The sequence below is a fragment of the Nocardia tenerifensis NBRC 101015 genome (genome assembly GCF_000308715.1).
Classification (GTDB): domain Bacteria; phylum Actinomycetota; class Actinomycetes; order Mycobacteriales; family Mycobacteriaceae; genus Nocardia; species Nocardia tenerifensis.
The window spans coordinates 1-18305 of the sequence record NZ_BAGH01000011.1 but is presented as its reverse complement, the minus strand read 5'-3'; the positions used below and the strand labels follow the sequence as shown (position 1 = coordinate 18305).

General features: G+C 68.6%; 17 protein-coding genes. 8 read left to right on the top strand and 9 right to left on the bottom strand.

Going from position 1 to position 18305, the window contains the following annotated elements; all coding sequences use genetic code 11:
- Positions 1-132 precede the first annotated feature (132 nt).
- Both ON39_RS01355 and ON39_RS01350 read left to right on the top strand, forming a co-directional pair.
- Positions 133-339 carry a hypothetical protein gene (locus tag ON39_RS01355; protein WP_040729816.1) on the top strand — a complete coding sequence of 69 codons (207 nt, stop codon included), beginning with the start codon at positions 133-135 and terminating at the stop codon, positions 337-339.
- A gap of 25 nt (positions 340-364) precedes the next feature.
- Positions 365-1009 (top strand): hypothetical protein, encoded by a 645-nt coding sequence (locus ON39_RS01350; RefSeq protein WP_040729815.1) that lies wholly within the window; start codon positions 365-367, stop codon positions 1007-1009.
- Between the two features lie 39 nt (positions 1010-1048).
- Here the strand turns inward: ON39_RS01350 and ON39_RS01345 are convergent, their stop codons facing one another.
- The 3 genes from ON39_RS01345 to ON39_RS01335 form a co-directional block, all read right to left on the bottom strand.
- Positions 1049-1666 (bottom strand): LysE family translocator, encoded by a 618-nt coding sequence (locus ON39_RS01345; RefSeq protein WP_040729814.1) that lies wholly within the window; start codon positions 1664-1666, stop codon positions 1049-1051.
- A gap of 67 nt (positions 1667-1733) precedes the next feature.
- The gene (gene recR / locus ON39_RS01340; protein ID WP_040729812.1) at positions 1734-2342 is read right to left on the bottom strand and encodes a recombination mediator RecR; all 609 of its coding nucleotides are present in this window, start codon (positions 2340-2342) and stop codon (positions 1734-1736) included.
- Positions 2343-2362: 20 nt separating this feature from the next.
- Positions 2363-2704 carry a YbaB/EbfC family nucleoid-associated protein gene (locus tag ON39_RS01335; RefSeq protein WP_040729809.1) on the bottom strand — a complete coding sequence of 114 codons (342 nt, stop codon included), beginning with the start codon at positions 2702-2704 and terminating at the stop codon, positions 2363-2365.
- A gap of 237 nt (positions 2705-2941) precedes the next feature.
- On the opposite strand from ON39_RS01335, the gene ON39_RS01330 reads away from it, so the two are divergent.
- Genes ON39_RS01330 through ON39_RS01320 form a run of 3 tightly spaced genes read left to right on the top strand, consistent with a single transcriptional unit; the run spans position 2942 to position 4760 of the window.
- Positions 2942-3520, top strand: coding sequence for a hypothetical protein (locus ON39_RS01330; RefSeq protein ID WP_040729840.1), 579 nt, complete (start codon positions 2942-2944; stop codon positions 3518-3520).
- A gap of 57 nt (positions 3521-3577) precedes the next feature.
- On the top strand, positions 3578-4393 hold the full coding sequence (locus tag ON39_RS01325) for a MerR family transcriptional regulator (RefSeq protein ID WP_040729807.1): 816 nt from the start codon (positions 3578-3580) through the stop codon (positions 4391-4393).
- 16 nt (positions 4394-4409) lie between these two features.
- Entirely contained in the window at positions 4410-4760 is a 351-nt protein-coding gene (locus ON39_RS01320) for a VOC family protein (RefSeq protein ID WP_040729804.1), read from the top strand.
- Between the two features lie 52 nt (positions 4761-4812).
- On the opposite strand, the gene ON39_RS01315 is transcribed toward ON39_RS01320, so the two are convergent.
- Entirely contained in the window at positions 4813-5247 is a 435-nt protein-coding gene (locus ON39_RS01315) for an SRPBCC family protein (protein WP_040729838.1), read from the bottom strand.
- A gap of 207 nt (positions 5248-5454) precedes the next feature.
- Here ON39_RS01315 and ON39_RS01310 point away from each other — a divergent pair, with 207 nt between their 5' ends.
- Positions 5455-6894 carry an FAD-binding oxidoreductase gene (locus ON39_RS01310; RefSeq protein ID WP_051186175.1) on the top strand — a complete coding sequence of 480 codons (1440 nt, stop codon included), beginning with the start codon at positions 5455-5457 and terminating at the stop codon, positions 6892-6894.
- A complete protein-coding gene (locus ON39_RS01305; protein WP_040729798.1) occupies positions 6891-8207 on the top strand; it encodes a class I SAM-dependent methyltransferase in 1317 nt (438 codons plus the stop codon). Before ON39_RS01310 ends, ON39_RS01305 begins: the two co-directional genes overlap by 4 nt.
- Positions 8208-8226: 19 nt before the next feature.
- On the opposite strand, the gene ON39_RS01300 is transcribed toward ON39_RS01305, so the two are convergent.
- Both ON39_RS01300 and ON39_RS01295 read right to left on the bottom strand, forming a co-directional pair.
- A complete protein-coding gene (locus tag ON39_RS01300; RefSeq protein WP_040729795.1) occupies positions 8227-11805 on the bottom strand; it encodes a serine/threonine-protein kinase in 3579 nt (1192 codons plus the stop codon).
- A 195-nt stretch (positions 11806-12000) separates the two neighbouring features.
- Positions 12001-12462, bottom strand: a complete 462-nt coding sequence (locus ON39_RS01295) for an SgcJ/EcaC family oxidoreductase (protein ID WP_040729792.1) — start codon at positions 12460-12462, stop codon at positions 12001-12003.
- A 92-nt stretch (positions 12463-12554) separates the two neighbouring features.
- On the opposite strand from ON39_RS01295, the gene ON39_RS01290 reads away from it, so the two are divergent.
- Positions 12555-13007, top strand: a complete 453-nt coding sequence (locus ON39_RS01290) for a MarR family winged helix-turn-helix transcriptional regulator (RefSeq protein ID WP_218006146.1) — start codon at positions 12555-12557, stop codon at positions 13005-13007.
- A 58-nt stretch (positions 13008-13065) separates the two neighbouring features.
- Here the strand turns inward: ON39_RS01290 and ON39_RS01285 are convergent, their stop codons facing one another.
- The 3 genes from ON39_RS01285 to ON39_RS01275 all read right to left on the bottom strand — a co-directional run bounded on the left by ON39_RS01285 (position 13066) and on the right by ON39_RS01275 (position 17768).
- Entirely contained in the window at positions 13066-14172 is a 1107-nt protein-coding gene (locus tag ON39_RS01285; RefSeq protein WP_246002969.1) for an esterase-like activity of phytase family protein, read from the bottom strand.
- A 127-nt stretch (positions 14173-14299) separates the two neighbouring features.
- The gene (locus tag ON39_RS01280; RefSeq protein ID WP_040729786.1) at positions 14300-16450 is read right to left on the bottom strand and encodes a 3-hydroxyacyl-CoA dehydrogenase NAD-binding domain-containing protein; all 2151 of its coding nucleotides are present in this window, start codon (positions 16448-16450) and stop codon (positions 14300-14302) included.
- A gap of 103 nt (positions 16451-16553) precedes the next feature.
- The gene (locus ON39_RS01275) at positions 16554-17768 is read right to left on the bottom strand and encodes an acetyl-CoA C-acetyltransferase (RefSeq protein ID WP_040729774.1); all 1215 of its coding nucleotides are present in this window, start codon (positions 17766-17768) and stop codon (positions 16554-16556) included.
- Positions 17769-18305 lie beyond the last annotated feature (537 nt).

The window sequence follows — 18305 nt, the reverse complement described above, 5'->3', positions numbered from 1 at the left end:
CTCAGATTGCGAGCCGATTGCCCGAGCGACGGCAACGCGGGCCCGCGCGTGCGACACACGCCGCGACCTACCGCCACGGGCGACGCGGAAGTGGTAGACAAAGATAACGAACCGATCTCGTCTGGAGGTCACATGCGCGCGCCGGATTGTTCGTCCTGCGAGTCCGCCGTCGACCACTGCCACGGCACCCTGATCGTGCACGCGAGCAGGCACACCGAGTGCACCGAGGGCGACTGCGTCGATCTCGACTACGTCAGGCACACCTTCGTCGTCGACTGCGCCGACGTGGCGGGCGGCTGCGCCTGCGCCGAGTCCGGCACGGCCCGTCGCCTCGCCTGAACCGGGGCGTACGTACCCTGTCCGGGTGAGCTATGACCACGTCTTGCTGCCGTCAGGTGTCGCGTCATCGATCCCCGAGGTCGACGCTTACCTCAGCACTCAACAGGGACTACCGCAGGCGGGCATGGTCGCCCAGATCGCGGCCGAGCTGAACAAGGCCAACGCCGAGGTCCCGGAGGACGACGGCTTCCTCAGCGTGCACCCGGTCGGCGGCGTCGCGACCGGCGCGGCTCTCCAGGTGCCGTGCCCGTACGACGCGATCGGCTTCGTCCGGCAGCTGCTGTTCTCGATCGCGACGCCGCTGAACTACGCGGTCTACGACCCGCAGCTGGCCTGGCTGATCGACCCGGCCGGGCACGTGCGGGCCACCGTCACCCACGGCGGCGCGGGCGAGTTCCCGTATCTCACCAAAGCCCTTGCCGACCAATGGGTTTCCGAGCTGGCCCCGCCCAACCCGTACCTCGTGGTCGAGCGCGACGAGCAGGTCTACATGCAGACCTACCGCGAGAAGACCGGCGCGTTCACCCTGGAATACCGAGATGGCTCCCCCGACAAGCACTTCGGCACCACCGTGCTGGACGCGCCGACGGTGTCCTCGCTCCTCTGGGACTGGGCCGTCGACGACCGCACCCGCATGCAGACCCTGCCGTGGTCGCGCGTCGAGCTCTGACGCACCGATTTCGAACGGCGCCAATGGTTTCGCGGAACCTCACTGGTTCTGCACGGCGAGCCGACCGGCCAGCGCGATGAACGAGACGCCGAAGACCCGGCGCATCCAGGTCACCACGGCCGGCCGCGAGATGACCTGGCTACGGACCGCCGCCGCACACACGCCGTAGATCGCGAACACGACGAACGTGGTGAGCATGAAGACCGCGCTCAACTCGAGCAGGCGCGCCAATGCGTTCGGCGATCCGGCAGGCACGAACTGCGGCAGGAACGCGAAGGCGAAGATGGTGAGCTTCGGATTCAGCAGGTTGAGCAGCACCGCCGAGGTGACCACCTTGCGCACCGACTGAGCACCCTCGTTCGGCCCCTCGGGCACGGTGAGCGCGCCCTTGTCCCGAAAAGTGGTCCACGCCATGTAGATCAGGTAGGCGACGCCGAGGTACTTCAAGGTCTGGAACGCGACCGCGCTCGCGTTGAGCAGCGCGGCCAGCCCGGTCATCGCCGCGACCAGGTGCGGGACGGTGCCGACGGTGCAGCCGAAGGCCGCGATCACGCCGGCCTTCGCTCCCCTGGACAACCCCGCCGCCAGGGTGAACAGCGCACCGGTGCCCGGAGTGACACAGATGACGAGCGTGGTCAGCAGGAATTCGATGCTCATCCCCGACACAGTAACTCGTGCGTGGTACGCCGCAACCCCCGTAGTTTCGGGGCTGGGAGCCGCGCGGTCAGAGCGTGCGCCGCCCGGACAGCGCGCGCCCCAGGGTCAGTTCGTCCGCGAACTCCAGATCGCCGCCCATCGGCAGCCCCGACGCCAGCCTGGTCACGCTCAGGCCGGGGAAGTCGCGCAGCATGCGCACCAGGTAGGTGGCCGTCGCCTCGCCCTCGGTGTTCGGGTCGGTCGCGATGATCACCTCGGTGACGTCGACCCCGTCCTCCTGATTTCCGATGCGCGCCAGCAACTCTCGAATCCGCAGCTGGTCCGGCCCGATGCCGCTCAGCGGGTCGAGCGCGCCGCCGAGCACGTGGTACCGGCCACGGAACTCACGGGTCCGCTCGATCGCCTGCACGTCCTTGGGCTCCTCGACCACGCAGATCATGGTGCGGTCGCGCCGCGGGTCGGCGCAGATGCGGCACAGCTCGCCGTCGGAGACGGTGCCGCAGACCACGCAGAACTGCACGCCGTCGCGCACCTTCTGCAGGGCGGCCTGCAACCGGTCGATCTCCGGCGGCTCCACCTGCAGGAGGTGAAAAGCGATGCGCTGCGCGCTCTTCGGACCGACGCCGGGCAGCTTGCCCAGCTCATCGATCAGATCCTGAACCGGACCCTCGTACAACGGCTATGTCCTCGCGGCTCTCAGAGCCCGGGCAGGCCGGGCAGCGAGCCGCCGCCGAGCCCTCCCGAGAGCGGCCCGAGCCGGTCGGCGGCCAACTGCTGCGCGCTGGCCATGGCGTCGTTCACCGCGCCGATCACCAAGTCCTGCAACGTCTCCACGTCCTCGGGATCGACCGCCTTGGGATCGATGGTCAGCGCGACGACCTCACCGGACGCCTTGATGGTGACCTTGACCAGCCCACCCCCGGCCTGGCCCTCCACCTCGGCGGCGGCGATCTCGGCCTGGGCTTCCATCACCGCCTGCTGCATCTGCTGCGCTTGGGCGAGTAACTGCTGCATGTCGAACTGACCACCGGGCTGCACGGCATGTTCCTCTCTGGCGAAAGTGTCACCGGTCAGCCTAGTCCTCGGCTCGGGCGCGCCTCGATCGGTCTCGCATCGGCGGCGTCGATCCGGTTCGGCTCTACGCAGGCCCGCCGTCCGTTATATGCCCGTTGCATGGTCGGTAACAGGTTGGGTATCTCCAGGTCCCGAGCAGCAAGATCGACCTACCATCGGAAGGTAGGTCGGGAGACCGTGCGGCAGTTCTGGAGTACCGATATGACCACGATGAAGGCGCGTTTCCTGAGCACCGCGGTGTTCGCACTGGGTGTGCCCGGCATCCTTCTCGGCCTCGCCCCCGCGGCGACCGCCGAACCCGACGTCACCGAGGCGGCCGCCGACTACGGCGGCGGGTGCGTGCTCTATCCGGAGGACCGCGCCGCCACCATCGACTCGTTGCGGTTCCGCTGCTCGCCCGAGCAGCAGGACGCCATCTTCCGGGACGCCGACCGCGGCGAGGTGCCGATGGGCGTGAAGAACGGCTGGGTGACCCGGCCGCCGACCATGCAGGGCATCGCGCCCGCGTTCTGGATCGGCAAGACCTTCTACACCGGCCCCGACGGCGGCTACCTGATGAACCGGGTCACCGGCGCCGGCCTCGAGGCCTGGCCCGCCAATGTCTACACCGCCCCCGCCTACCTCGACGGCAAACCGACCTGGGCGCTGAACTACGACCCGTCCCCGACGCCGCCGGTCTACGACGAGATCCGAGAGGTCACCCCTGGCGTCTGGTTCGGCTACTCCTGGTGGCGCGGCGCCGTCCAGACCACCCTTCTGCTCACCTTCGTGCTGGCCTAAGGCTTTTTCTCCCGCGAAAGTTGACTCTCCCCCTGCTGGAGGGTGTTCGCTGAAGGCATGACAGCGACCGTCTCCATCGGGGAGTTCGCCAGGCTGACGTGCCTGAGCGTGAAGACGCTCAGGCACTACCACGACATCGAGCTGCTCGAGCCGGTCGAGATCGATACCGGGTCGGGCTATCGGCGGTACTCGATCGACCAGGTGGCGCAGGCTCATCTGATCCGGCGCCTGCGCCGGCTCGACATGCCCCTGCCCGAGGTCAAGGCCGTGCTCGCCGCGCCGGACGACGACGTTCGCCACGCCGCGCTGCGCGCGCACCTGGAGCGGATGGAGGCCGAGCTGGAAAGGACCCGCTCGGTGGTGGCCTCGCTGCGGTCGTTGCTCACCCCGTCCGCGCCGATCGCCGTCGAATACCGCTCCATCCCGGCCTTTTCCGCGCTGGCGCTCATCGAGGTGGTCAGCCGGGACGACATCGGCCCCTGGTGCCAGGCGGCGTATCCGCTGCTGCACCAGACGCTGGCCGCGGCGGGCATCGAGCCCGACGGCGTCGACGGCGCCACCTACTCGATGGAGTTCTTCGAGAACGATCTCGGCGAGGTGGTCGCCTACGTCCCGATCCCGGCCGCCGCCGCGATCGAACCGCACGAGCGCGTCTCGGTCATCGAGCTACCCGCGCGCCGCTTCGCCATCGCGCTGCACGAGGGGGACTTCGAGGATTTCGACCGCACCTACGGCGCGCTCGGCAGCCACGTCGCCGAACACGACACCGCGCTGGCCGAGCCCGTCCGCGAGCGCTACCTGCTCAGCCCGGACGACACCGACGATCCGACCGCCTACCGCACCGAAGTCTGCTGGCCGATCGGCCGGCTCTGAGAAAGGGAGAACCCCAATGGTCCTGTCGCTCGCCCACGTCACCATCGACTGCGCCGACGCCGCCGCCCTCGCCGGATTCTGGTCCGAGCTGCTCGACCAGCCGGTCGACGAGGGCGCGACCGAGTACTTCGCCACCGTCGGCCGCGCGGCGGGCGCGTCGCCGCTGCTGATGTTCATCCAGGTGCCCGACAAGACGCCGGGCAAGAACGTGATCCACCTCGACTTCCACGCCGAGGACTGGCATCAGCACATCGAACGCGCGGTCAGCCTGGGCGCCAAGCGGATCGGCGACTTCGACGAGTACGGCGCGCAATGGACCACGCTGGCCGATCCCGAGGGCAACCTCTTCGACATCGGCGCGGCGTAGCGGGCGCGTGGAGCGCGCCCGGCCATCACGGCCGGGTCGCGCTCGAGTCGTCTCAGGCCAGTTCGCGCTGCAGGTTGCCCAGCACCTCGGCCTGAATCTTCTTCAGGCCGAGCGGCGCGAAGATCCCCTCGAAGATGCCCTTGACCCCGCCCGCGCCCTGCCAGGTGGTGCGCAGGGTGACCTGCGCGCCGGCGCCGTCCGGGGTGACGGTCCAGGTGTTCACCATGGTGGAGTTCGAATCGCGCTCGGTCACAATGGAATCCGACACCGATACGACCGCGTGCACGTTGCGCGTGCGCTTCTCGGTGGCCTGCAGCGTCCACTCGGCCACGGTGCCCGCGCCCTTGCCGCCCTCGACGACCTTGTAGTCGCGGTAGTGCGACGACAGGATGCGCGGGCGCACCGTGTCGTAGTCCGCGATGGCCGTGAGCGTGCGCTGCGGATCCGCCGCAACGGTGATCGAGCTACTGGCGCTGACCTGTCCCACAATGAGCTCCTTGTCCGGGTACGGTATGTCGACCGGTGTCCATCCTGCCCTGTAGCGGCCGACACGCCGCACAGCGGCCGAGACGTGTGGCGAACTTCTCGGGGGCGGCCGGTATTCCGGTTAGCAACATATGCGTGACATTTCTCCCGAGACCGTGCCCTCGCGGTGGTCCCACACTCGGGTGCGTACTAGCGTCGAGGGGTGGCAGTGAGTCTGTTGGGGAAAGCCGGGCGCGCTCCGGCCGCACATGAATCCGGGTTTGCCGCGCATCGGGCTGGAGTGGACCGACTCCTGGCGAGTTATCGCGCGATTCCCCGCGACGCCAATGTGCGGCTGGCGAAGAAGACCTCGAATTTGTTTCGAGCCAGGGCGAAAAATCCCGCGCCCGGGCTGGACGTATCCGGGCTGGCGAGCGTCATCGCGGTGGATCCGGTGGCCAAAACCGCCGACGTCGCCGGGATGACCACCTACGAGAATCTCGTCGCCGCCACCCTCCCTTACGGCCTCGCGCCCCTGGTCGTCCCGCAGCTCAAGACGATCACCCTCGGCGGCGCGGTGACCGGCCTCGGCATCGAGTCGACCTCGTTCCGCAACGGCCTGCCGCACGAGTCGGTGCTGGAGATGGACATCCTGACCGGCGCGGGCGAGATCATCACCGCCACCCCGGACAACGAGCACGCCGACCTGTTCCGCGGCTTCCCGAACTCCTACGGCACCCTCGGCTACTCGGTGCGGCTGAAGATCGAACTCGAGACCGTGCCGCCCTACGTCGCCCTGCGCCACCTGCGCTTCCGCGACCTGCGCGAGCTGGAACGGACCCTGGCGACCATCGTCGAGGAGAAGACCTACGACGGTGAACGGGTCGACTACCTCGACGGCGTGGTGTTCACCGGCGACGAGAGCTACCTGACCCTCGGTCGCCAGACCGACGAGCCCGGCCCCGTCAGCGACTACACCGGCATGGACATCTACTACCGGTCCATCCAGCACGACGGCGGGCGGCCCAAGCGCGACCGGCTGACCATCCACGACTACCTGTGGCGCTGGGACACCGACTGGTTCTGGTGCTCGCGCGCGTTCGGCACGCAGAACCCGAAGATCCGCCGATTCTGGCCGAAGCGCTACCGCCGCAGCAGCTTCTACTGGAAGCTCATCGCGCTCGACCACAAATACGACATCGCCGACCGGCTCGAGGCCAGGCAGGGCAACCCGCCGCGCGAGCGGGTGGTGCAGGACATCGAGGTGCCGGTCGAGCGCACCGCCGACTTCGTCGAGTGGTTCCTGCGCGAGATCCCGATCGAGCCGCTCTGGCTGTGCCCGCTGCGGCTGCGCGAGACCGGCGCGCCCGCCACGACCGAGCGCACGTGGCCGCTGTATCCGCTCGAACCGAATCGGACATATGTCAATGTCGGATTCTGGTCGTCCGTTCCCACCGTGCCTGGACAGCAGGACGGAGCGGCCAATCGCGCGATCGAGCGCACCGTCACCGACTTCGACGGGCATAAGTCGCTGTACTCGGATTCCTATTACGGCAAGGATGAGTTCGCGGCGCTGTACGGCGGCGATACCTACACCGAATTGAAGAAACGCTACGACCCAGACCAGCGGCTGCTGGATTTGTATTCGAAGGCGGTGCAACGCAAATGACGACATTCAAGGACCGTTCCGATGTCTTGGCTGAGCTCGGAACCAAACTCAGCATTGCCGAGATCTTCGAGACGCTGATCGACGGCGCGGCGCCGATCCGGCTGACCGCCTACGACGGCAGCGCGACGGGTCCGGAGGACTCGAAGTACACGCTGGACATCAAGACCCCCCGCGGCATCAACTACCTGGCAACCGCGCCCGGCGACCTCGGCATGGCGCGCGCCTACATCTCGGGCGACATGACCGCCGGCGGCGTGCACCCCGGCGATCCCTACGACATCCTCAAGGCGATGGACGGCCTGAAGTTCCATCGTCCGTCCGCGCTCGCGCTGGTCACCATCGCCCGCTCGCTCGGCTGGGAGCGGCTCAAGCCGATCGCGCCGCCGCCGCAGGAGACGCTGCCGCGCTGGCGCCGGATCGCGCTGGAGGGCCTGCGGCACTCCAAGACTCGCGACGCCGAGGCGATCCACCACCACTACGACGTCTCGAACAAGTTCTACGAGTACGTGCTCGGCCCGTCGATGACCTACACCTGCGCGTGTTACGGCGACGAGGACTGGACGCTGGAGCAGGCTCAGGAGAACAAGTACCGGCTCGTCTTCGAGAAGCTGCGGCTGAAGGAGGGCGACCGGCTGCTCGACATCGGCTGCGGCTGGGGCGGCATGGTCCGCTACGCGGCCAAGCGCGGCGTCAAGGTGATCGGCGCGACCCTGTCTGCTGAGCAGGCCGAGTGGGCGCAGCAGAAGATCGCCGAGCAGGGCCTGTCCGAGCTGGCCGAGGTGCGGCACTCCGATTACCGGGACATCCCCGAGGGCGAGTTCGACGCGGTGTCCTCGATCGGGCTGACCGAGCACATCGGCGTGCACAACTACCCGTACTACTTCGAGTACATGAAGAACAAGCTGCGCGACGGCGGCCTGTTCCTGAACCACTGCATCACCCGGCCGGACAACACCAGGACCACCAAGGCCGGCGACTTCATCGACCGCTACGTGTTCCCCGACGGTGAGCTCATCGGCTCGGGCCGCATCATCTCCGAGATCCAGAACGTCGGGCTCGAGGTGCTGCACGAGGAGAACCTGCGCGAGCACTACGCGCTGACCCTGCACGAGTGGTGCAAGAACCTGGTGGAGAACTGGGACGCGTGCGTCGCCGAGGTCGGCGAGGGCACCGCGAAGGTCTGGGGTCTCTACATGGCCGGCTGCCGACTCGGCTTCCAGCGCAACGTGGTTCAGCTGCATCAGGTCCTCGGCGTCAAGCTCCCCGCCGACGGCGACTGGACCGTGCCGCTGCGCCCCTGGTGGCAGCCGTAGCTCCGGCCTGCTGCCCGCCCTAGTCCAGGAGTTCGTCGAGGAACAGGGCGGGCAGTTCTATGTCTCCGGTATGTGCTGCGGCGGAGGGCATTTCGGCGCGCAGGACCCGCAGGATGCCCACCACGCCGGGGCCCGCGTCGAGTAGCGGTCTGGTCCAGCCCAATTCGGCGCAGGTGGCCGCGGCCGGGAGCAGCAGGCCGGTGGCCTCACCGACCCAGCCGGAGGCGGCCAGGCACTCGGCCAGCAGCAGGGCGGCGTCCAATTGCGCACGCGGACGGCCCTTGTCGAGCATGCGGCCGTGCAGGGCGCGGGCGCGGCGCACGGCGCGATCGTCCGCGCCGAGCCTGCCCTTGGCGAGCAGCTCGCGGATCGCGGCGATCTCCTCGGCCTCCGCGGCCAGCACGGCCGCCCCGGACATCCGGTGGCCGGTACGCAAGGGGGCCGATTCGGCGCCGGTGTACTCCTCCGCGGACTCGTCCAGCGGTAGACCGAGGCGCAGCCGTTCGGCGCGGATGTGCGCGGCGAGCCGGGTCAGCCTGTTGTCCTCGGCGATCCGCGCGCCCTCGTCGAGCCTGGTCGCGGCCGTGAACAGATCGCCGCGCACCGCCTTGACCCGCGCGCCGACGACGAACGTCGAGATCAGGAAGTCCACCGGCCCGACCCGGGCGACCAGCTGGTGACTCTCGTCGAGCAGTTGGTCGGCGACGTCGAGATCGCCACGGCGGTAGTTCAATTCGCCGAGCATCGCGGCCGCCACCCGCACCGCGTGCGAGCGCGGGCCCGACCGCCGCTTGGCGACCTGCCACGCCTGCTGGAAACACTCTGTCGCCGTGGAGATGTCGAGCTGCTCGTAGGCCGCCGCGCCGCGCCCGCACAGCCCGAAGACCTCACCGAGCGGATCCTTGGACCGCGCGTGGTATTCCGCCGCCCAGTCCTGGATCTCCCGGGCGCCGTCGAAGTCGAACTCGCACAACCGCACGAACGAGGTCAGGTTCGCCGCGGTCGACACGGTCCAGGCGGGCAGCGCCTCCGGCTTCTTCAAGCAGTCCGCGACCCGGTCTAGCACGCCCTCGGTGTGATCGCGGGCGATCTGGTCGGCCGCGCCGAGCACGGCGGCCTGGCAGCGCTGCTGGTTCATATCCTCGTCGGTGGCCGAGCCGCGCGCGAGGATGTTGGACAGCCGGCCGAGCGCCGAGCGCGCCGCGCCGGACTGCTGCAGGTTCACATTGGCCCGGGCCACCGCCATCAACAGCTTGGAGCGCGAAGCCACCTGCTGCACCGGCAGTTTCGACACCGACCCGAGCAGCGTCGCCAGCCTGGACCGGTCGATGAGGTCCATGCCGCCGGTCTCCAGCAGGTCCAGCGCCATCTTGAAGTCGGCCGCCGCGAGGGCGTGGTCGACGGACTTGCGCAGCAGCTGATGCTCGGCGTACCAGCGAGAGGCCTTGCGGTGCAGCGTCTTCGATCGTCCCGGCTGGGCCCGCTCCAGCCGGGCCCGTAGGTGCTCGGCGAACAGCGGCTGCATCCGGAACCACTCCGGGTCGTGCACGATCCGGCGCAGGAACAGTTCGCGCTGCTCGGCCTGCTCCAGCAGGTGCTCGGCGTCCTCGTCCTCCGACAGCGCCGCGGCCAGCGAGCCGCACACCCGCTCGGTCACCGAGATCGACATGAGAAAGTCGAGCATCCTGGGTTCCAGTGTGTCCAAGACGTTTTCGGCGAGGTACTCGCGGATGCCGTGGTTGCCCTCGGACAGGCCGGCGATCAGCTGGTCCGGGTCGGCGTTGCCGCGCAGCGAGAGGCTGACCAGCTGAATGGCGGCGGGCCAGCCGTCGGTGACCGCGTGGATCTGCTCGACCTGGGTGTCGGTGAGCGGAAACCCATGGTGGCGCACCAGGATCTCCTCGGTCTCCGGCGCGGTCAGGCGCAACGCGGCGGAGCCGATCTCGACCAGTTCGTCGTGCACACGCATCCGGCTGATCGGCAACCCGGACTGCTCGCGGCTGGTCACCACGAAGCGCAGGTGGTGACATCCGTTGTCCAGCAACGCTTCCATCGCCCGGTGCGCGCCCGCGTCGCTGACGCGGTGCCAGTCGTCGACGACCACGACGACCGTGCTACCGCTCGCGTGGATCTCGTCGATCAGCGTCGACACCACGAAGGCCGCCGCGTCGGCGGGCCGCTCCTCCAGCACCTGGTCCAGGCCGGTGCCGACGTCCGGGCGGACCCGCCGGATCGCCTGGACGAGGTGGGCGAGGAACCAGATCTCGTTGTCGTCGTCCTGATCGACGCCGATCCAGGCGACGGGGATGCCGCGTTCGGTGAGGTCGGTGCGCCACTGGGCGGCCACGGTGCTCTTGCCGAAACCGGCGGGCGCGTGGATCACCGCGAGCCTGCGGCGGCCGCCCGCCCGCAGGATATCCAGCAGGCGCGGGCGCGCGACCGGTTCGCGGGCGGGGGTGGGCGGGCGGAACTTGGTCGCCGCGGTCGGCGGCAGGGTGGTGGCCGTTCCGCTCGCACCGGTGTGCTGGGACACCGCCGGGCGCAGGGTCAGCGGCCAGCTGCGCCGGGCCGTCACCGCGGGCCTGGACCTGGTCGAGGCCGCGGTCGCCGAGGCGGTCGAGGACGCGGCGGAGTTCTGCCTCGGCTCGGGCGCGGCGATGGTCTCCAGCAGCGCCATCTCGTCGGGCATCTGATCGTGGTCGCGCTGCACCGCGCGCAGCAGCTGTCCGAAGTCGTAGGCCGAGGACGGCCGGTCGTCGGGGTCGGTGGCCATGGCGTGCTGGATCACCTCGGCCACGTCGGGCGGGATGTCATGCTCGCGCAGATCCGGCACCGGCTGAGTGGTGATCCGCAAGAACTGCGCGACCACCTTCTCCCCCGCCTGCCGCTCGAACGCCGCGTGCCCGGTGAGCAGCGCGAACAACGTCGCGCCGAGGCCGTAGACGTCGGAGCGGATGGTCGGGTCGTCGCCCTTGAGGACCTCCGGCGCGGTGAAGGCGGGCGACCCGGTGATCATGCTGCTCGAGGTCTGGAAACCGCCGGGGATTCTGGCGATGCCGAAGTCGGTCAGCTGCGGCTCGCCGTAGCCGCTGAGCAGGACGTTGGCGGGTTTCACGTCGCGGTGCAGAATCTGGGCGCGGTGCGCGCTCTCGATCGCCCCCGCCAGTTTCACCCCGGCCCGCAGCGAGTCGGCCCAGGTGAGCGGGCCCTGATCGCGGATCACCTGCTCCAGCGAGCCGCGGGTGCAGAACGGCATGACGATGAACGGCAGGCCGCTGAGCGTGACATCGACCTGCAGGATGTCGACGATGTTCGGGTGGCCGGACAGCCGCCCCATCGCCTGTTCCTCACGCAGGAAACGTTCGCGGCTCTCCACGTCGATCTCCGAGGAGAGCACCTTCACCGCGACGACCCGCTCCAGCGCCCGCTGCACGCAGCGATAAACCACGCCGAAGCCGCCCCGGCCGATCTCCTTCGCCTCCGCGAGACCCATCGCCTCCAGCTCGTCGGCGATCTCGATGACCGGATGGCGCTGGGTATCCGAGTCGGCCGAGGTCGGGCCGGGGCCCGCCGCGTCCGAACGCGTCCGTGGATTCACGTGACCACCTCGAACTCACATCGAATCGGCGCCACCGAGGGGGAGCAAGCACACCGACGCTCGGACATCATCCGGAGCCCCGCGCGATGTCCGATATGTCTGCGCATACTCCAACGTAGCGCGGGCGCGGCACCCAGTGGGAGATTCCCTGGTATTCGCCGCCCGGCGTTGCGAAAGGCCGCGCGATCTCGGGCCTCAGCGCGCGGCGGCGGGGCGGGCGTCGGGCGCGAACCGGAAGGTGAACCGCTGCATGAGCTTCTTGCACTTGGTGTTCTGGAAGGCGGCGATCAGCCAGCGGCCGTCCAGACGGACGAGGGTGTAGGTCTGCACCTTGGACAGTTTCTCCGGCCGCTTCCGGTTGGCCTTGTAGATGTCGCCGCTGCTGTTCACTACGGCGGTGTCGGGTCCGTAGAAACGGATGTCCAGCAATGCGTCGGCCATCTTCGTGCCTTTCAGGAAGCTGTCGAAGAGGGCGCGGTGGGACGCCACGATATCGGCGCGGCCCTGGTAGACGGAGCCGAACCAGGCGGTGTAGGACGCGTCCTCGGTGAAGAGCGCGCCGTAGGCGTCGGCGTCGCCGCGGCCCCAGGCCTGCGCCAATTCCGTGAGTACGGCCTCGATGTCCCGGCGCTGGTCGGCGGTGTGGTTGCTGTTCACGACGGCCTCCGTGATAGATTCTCTGCTTACAAGAGCTTTCTTCGTTGAAGACGTCTCTTCGTTTAGGAAGAGATTATGAGAGGCGGGGTCCCGTGTCAACACCGGCGATGCGTCCGGACGCGAGCGCGGTCTACCGGCGCTACCTGAGCGCCGTCATGCTGCATGGACAGGCCGGCGCGCGGGCGGTCGACCTCGGCGCGACCGACCTGTACGCGCTCAACATCCTGGAGCTGGCGGGGCCGATGACACCGGGCGAACTCGGCACGCGCAGCGGACTGACCACCGGCCCGACGACGCGGCTGATCGACCGGCTGACCGACGCCGGATACGTCCGGCGCGTGCCGGTGCCGGGTGACCGGCGCAAGGTGCTCGTCGAATTGGTCAGCACCCCAGCGGGATTGGCCGAGGCGCTGGCCCCCGCGCAGCGCCGGATCGGCGAGATCATCGAGGCGTACACCGCCGAACAGCGGGAGGTGCTGTTCGACTACTTCACCCGCGCCGCCGAGGCCTTCCGCGACGCGACCGAGGATCTGCGCGCCGAATAGCCGCGCTCGATCGCGGCCGAAATACGTTGCGGTTCAACGCTTGCGGACGTAAAGCCTGCTAACGGACAGCCAAGGCGATGAACTGGGTGATCTGATTGGCGGCGAAGTTGTTGTCGCTCACCAGGATCAGCGTGCGCTCGCCGGAGGGCAGGCGCGGGCCCCAGGTCATGCCCTCGACATTGTCGAGGTTGCGCAGGCCGACGTCGGCCAGGTCGACCAGCAGGCGCTTGGTGACCGGGCGGGCGTGGCCGAGTGGCGCGTCGAGCACGTTGGTCGCGGCGTTCAGGTCGGCCTCGTAGATCCGGATCTTGTTGCCGACGCCGTAGACGAAAGCACGTTCCAGGACAAGGACTTTCGACGGGTCGAACGGGTCGGCGGCCAGGATCGAGGCGATGCCGTTCGTGCCGAGTCCCGGCTGGGGGCTCGACTCGGCGAACACCGGCTCCAGCGGGTAGGCGAACTGGGCGAGCGGCCGGCCCGTGCGCGCCTGCACGGTGATCCGCGTCGTCGCGCCCGTCGTTGTCGTCGCGACCGGGCCGTCCTGCAGGAGCGGCGCCTCCACCGACGTCACGAACAGCGAACCGCCCGCGGCGAAGGTCGCGCCCTCCAGCGCCAGGTTCTGCCGAGGACCCGAATCGGGCCGCATCCGTTCGTTGTCCGGGATCGGCAGCTCACCCGCGAAAGCGCCGTCCGGACGGGCGATCCGGACCGAGGGATCGGCGAGCACGGTGTCGGTGCGCTCCCCCTCCTGCGTCCAGAAGTAGTCGCCGGTCCACGGATCGACGCGAATCTCCTCGGGGTCCAACGACTTCGGGCCGTAGGGCGCGCCCGCGGGCGTCAGCAGCGGATGCGTGCCGGTGAAAGTGACCGGGCCGAGGCCGTTCTCGGTCACCGCGAATCGGGCGGTGTAGAAGCGGGCCGGGTCGCGCTCCGAGCGGTCGTCGCTGATGAGCACGTAATCGCCGGTGCGCGTGTCGAAGTCGATGCCGGACAAGCCGCCGACCGCGGTGCCTTCGAACCTCAGGTCGTTGGGCACGATCTGCTCGCCCAGCAGGCGAACGGCGGGCCCGGACTCGGGCGCCGCCGCGGCGGGCGCCGCCCCGAGGGCCACCGCGATGGTCGCGGCCAGGAGAATTTGCGCACGTCGGGCCGGTCCACGTCTCACGAACACCACGCTATCCATCATGCGGTACCGGCAGGTGAACGGCGCCCGAATCCGCCGAACCGGCGGGTGGAACGGCGAAAGCCCGCCACCGCGAAAGGCGGTGGCGGGCTTTACCGTTGGTGACTGCCTACTTGCGCAGCGAGGCCGGGACCTCGAAGCGCTCGCCGTAGGTCTTGGCGAGGTAGTCGGCACGCTCGACGAACGCCGCCTGCCCGCCCGGGTAGCCGACGATGAACTGGTGCACGCCACCGGTCCAGGCCGGGTAGCCGATGCCGAAGATCGAGCCGATGTTGGCGTCGGCGGTGGTCTCCAGCACGCCCTCGTCGAAACACTTCTGGGTCTCGATCGCCTCGATGAACAGCATGCGATCGATCAGATCCTGCAGCGGCACACCGAAGCCCGCCGTGGTCTTGAAGTGCTCACGCAGGCCCGGCCAGATGCCGGTGCGCTTGCCCTCTTCGTCGTACTCGTAGAAGCCGGCCTTCTCCAGGCGGCCCGGACGACCCTCGGAGACCAGGTAGTCGATGACGTCCTGAGCCGGGTGCCGCTTCTTGCCCATGGTGGTGTCGCCGTGCTCGGCGGCCTCCTGGGTCTCCTTGGCGATCTTCTGCATGAGCTTGAGGTTCAGCTCGTCCGACAGCTGCAGCGGCGCGGCCGGGTAGCCCGCCTGCAGACCGGCCTGCTCGATGGTCGCGGGCTCGATGCCCTCGGTGAGCATGGCGATCGCCTCGTTGACGAAGGTGCCGATCACGCGCGAGGTGAAGAAGCCGCGGCTGTCGTTCACCACGATCGGGGTCTTCTTGATCGCCAGGGTGTAGTCGAACACCCGCGCCAGCGCCTCGGGCGAGGTCTTCTCACCCTTGATGATCTCCACCAGCGGCATCTTGTCCACCGGCGAGAAGAAGTGGATGCCGATGAAGTCCTCCTGGCGCTTCACACCGGCGGCCAGACCGGTGATCGGCAGGGTGGAGGTGTTCGAGCCCAACAGCGCGTCCGGGGTGACGATGTCCTCGATCTCCTGGAACACCTTGTGCTTGAGCTCGGTGTTCTCGAAGACCGCCTCGATCACGAAGTCGACGCCGTCGAAATCCTTGGCGTCGGCGGTCGGGGTGATCCGATCTAGCAGCGCCTTGGACTTCTCCTCGGTGGTCTTGCCCCGCGAGAGCGCCTTGGCCTCGATCTTCTCGGAGTAGTTCTTGCCGCGCTCGGCCGCCTCGATGGTGACGTCCTTGAGCACGACCTGGTAGCCGGCCTTGGCGGAGACGTAGGCGATGCCCGCGCCCATCATGCCCGCGCCGAGCACGCCGACCTTCTTGATGTCCTTCTTCGGCACGTCGTTCGGCCGCGAGCCGCCGTTGTTGATCGACTGCAGGTCGAAGAAGAACGCCTGGATCATGTTCTTCGCGACCGGGCCGGTCAGCAGGTGGACGAAGTAGCGCGACTCGATGAGCGAGGCGTTGTCGATGTCGACCTGCGCGCCCTCGACGGCCGCGGCCATGATGGCGCGCGGTGCCGGCATGTTGGTGCCCTTGAGCTGCTTGCGCAGGTTGGCCGGGAACGCGGGCAGGTTCGCCGCGAAGGCCGGGGTGGACGGGGTGCCGCCGGGGATCTTGTAGCCCTTCTTGTCCCACGGCTGCACGCCGCCCTCGGGGTTGGCCTTGATCCACGCCTTGGCGGCGGGCACCAGCTCCTCGATCGAGCCGACGACCTCGTTGATCAGGCCGATCTCCTTGGCCTTGGCCGGGCGGTACTTGTTGCCCTGCAGCAGCACCTGCATGAGGGCGTTCTGCAGGCCGAGCATGCGCACGGTGCGGGTGACGCCGCCACCGGCGGGCAGCAGGCCGAGGCTGACCTCGGGCAGACCGAGCTGCACGCCCGGCACGTCGGCCGCGATGCGGTAGTGGGTCGCCAGGGTGATCTCCAGGCCGCCGCCGAGCGCGGCGCCGTTGATCGCGGAGACGACCGGCTTGCCCAGGGTCTCCAGGCGGCGCAGCGCGTCCTTGATGGTGAACAGCTCGTCCATCACGCCCTGGCCGTCTTCCGGGCCGACCTTCATCATGTTCTTCAGGTCGCCGCCCGCGAAGAAGGTCTTCTTCGCCGAGGTCAGCACCACGCCGGTGATGCTGTCCTTCTCGGCCTCGAGCCGCTCGACCGTCGCGGTCATGGACGACTTGTACAGCTCGTTCATCGTGTTGGCGCCCTGGTTCGGGTCGTCCATCGTCAGTACGACGATGCCGTCCGAATCCTGCTCCCAACCGATCATGTTGGTTTCGCTCACAGCTCCGTGTCTCCTGTGTCTATGTGGCCGCGTTCGCGGGCGCTGCGTCTCGCGCAAACTCCGCAGTGCACGCCGCCGTGAATTCTCAGCTGCCGGTTGGGGTTCAGACGCGCTCGATGATGGTCGCCACGCCCATGCCGCCGCCGATGCACAGGGTGATCAGCGCGTAGCGGCCGTTGCGGCGCTCCAGCTCGTCGACCATGGTGCCGGTGATCATCGCGCCGGTGGCGCCGAGCGGGTGGCCCATCGCGATCGCACCACCGTTGACGTTCAGCTTCTCGTCCGGGACGTTCATGTCCTTCTGGAACTTCAGCACCACCGAGGCGAACGCCTCGTTGATCTCGACGAGGTCCATGTCCTCGATCGTCAGACCGGCCTTGGCCAGCGCCTTCTTGGCGGCCGGGGTGGGGCCGGTCAGCATGATGGTCGAGTCGGCGCCGCTGGTCGCGGTCGCGACGACGCGCGCACGCGGGGTCAGCCCGGACGCCTTGCCCGCCTCTTCGGTGCCGACGAGCACCAGCGCGGCGCCGTCGACGATGCCCGAGCTGTTGCCGCCGTGGTGCACGTGGTTGATCTTCTCGACGAAGTAGTACTTCTGCAGCGCGACGGCGTCGAAGCCGCCCATCTCGCCGATCACGGCGAAGGACGGGTTGAGCTTGGCCAGGTCCTCGGCGGTGGTGCCCGGACGCATGTGCTCGTCCTTGTCCAGCACGACGATGCCGTTCTGGTCCTTGACCGGGACGACCGACTTGGCGAAGTAGCCGCCGGTGGTGGCCTTGGCGGCCAGCTCCTGCGAACGCACCGCGTAGGCGTCCACGTCGTCGCGGCTGAAGCCCTCGATGGTGGCGATCAGGTCGGCCGAGACACCCTGCGGTACGAAGTAGGTGTCGTAGTTGGTGGCCGGGTCCAGCGCCCATGCGCCGCCGTCGGAGCCCATCGCCACGCGGGACATGGACTCGACGCCGCCGGCCAGCACCAGGTCGTCGAAGCCGGAGCGCACCTTCTGCGCGGCCAGGTTGACGGCCTCGAGGCCGGAGGCACAGAACCGGTTGAGCTGGAAGCCGCCGACGGTGTCGGGCAGGCCCGCCACGGTCACCGCGGTGCGGGCGATGTCCATGCCCTGGTCACCGACGGGGCTGACGACACCGAGGATCAGGTCGGAGATCCGGTCTTCGTCGAGGTTCGGGAAGCGGCCGCGCAGCTCCTGGATCAGACCAACAGTCAAGTCGATCGGCTTGACCGAATGCAGCGAGCCGTTCTTCTTGCCGCGGCCGCGCGGAGTGCGGATGGCCTCGTAAATGTAGGCCTCTGTGGTCATATCGGAGTGTTCCTTCCTTAAGGTGCGGCGGCCGGACGTCGTCCGTCCGAGCGCTCGGTGCCGCTACTCCGCGCGATGCGGGGTAGCTGCGGGTAACCCCGCCGACCGGTCCTGCGACCGACCGTGCCGTACTGCATTCACACAACTCACTGGGCCCTGCGTGGTCACGCAAGCTTGTTCGTCCGGGCCCCGGCGCCCGCCGTGCATACGCTGTACAAAACGCGGCATGCGTCGGCGTGCGCGGGGTTCCGAGCGCCCATACGTCTGGGCATACCATAGAACCTCGTCGTACCGGAGCTCACGGCCACCCGTTCATACTACCGTGGTGTGCGAACTCCGGTTAACTTAACGTCCTGACGGCGGTGGTTGTCAACCACTCAGCCGTGTGGCCCCCAGCTCACTCTTCAGCAATTCGAGGGCGACCTCGTCCGGGTCGCGCCGATCCCCCGGCGCTACCGGGTCCGCCGCGGCGCGCAGCATCTCCTCTTCGTCCTCGGGCGTCGACGGCGGCACCACGCCGTCGGCGGCCCAGCCGCC

Excerpts from the sequence above, each read along its gene's own strand:
- ON39_RS01275 (WP_040729774.1), bottom strand. The coding sequence starts at position 17,768 with ATGACCACAGAGGCCTACATTTACGAGGCCATCCGCACTCCGCGCGGC.
- ON39_RS01320 (WP_040729804.1), top strand. The coding sequence starts at position 4,410 with ATGGTCCTGTCGCTCGCCCACGTCACCATCGACTGCGCCGACGCCGCC.
- ON39_RS01305 (WP_040729798.1), top strand. The coding sequence starts at position 6,891 with ATGACGACATTCAAGGACCGTTCCGATGTCTTGGCTGAGCTCGGAACC.
- ON39_RS01330 (WP_040729840.1), top strand. The coding sequence starts at position 2,942 with ATGACCACGATGAAGGCGCGTTTCCTGAGCACCGCGGTGTTCGCACTG.
- ON39_RS01345 (WP_040729814.1), bottom strand. The coding sequence starts at position 1,666 with ATGAGCATCGAATTCCTGCTGACCACGCTCGTCATCTGTGTCACTCCG.
- ON39_RS01355 (WP_040729816.1), top strand. The coding sequence starts at position 133 with ATGCGCGCGCCGGATTGTTCGTCCTGCGAGTCCGCCGTCGACCACTGC.
- ON39_RS01325 (WP_040729807.1), top strand. The coding sequence starts at position 3,578 with ATGACAGCGACCGTCTCCATCGGGGAGTTCGCCAGGCTGACGTGCCTG.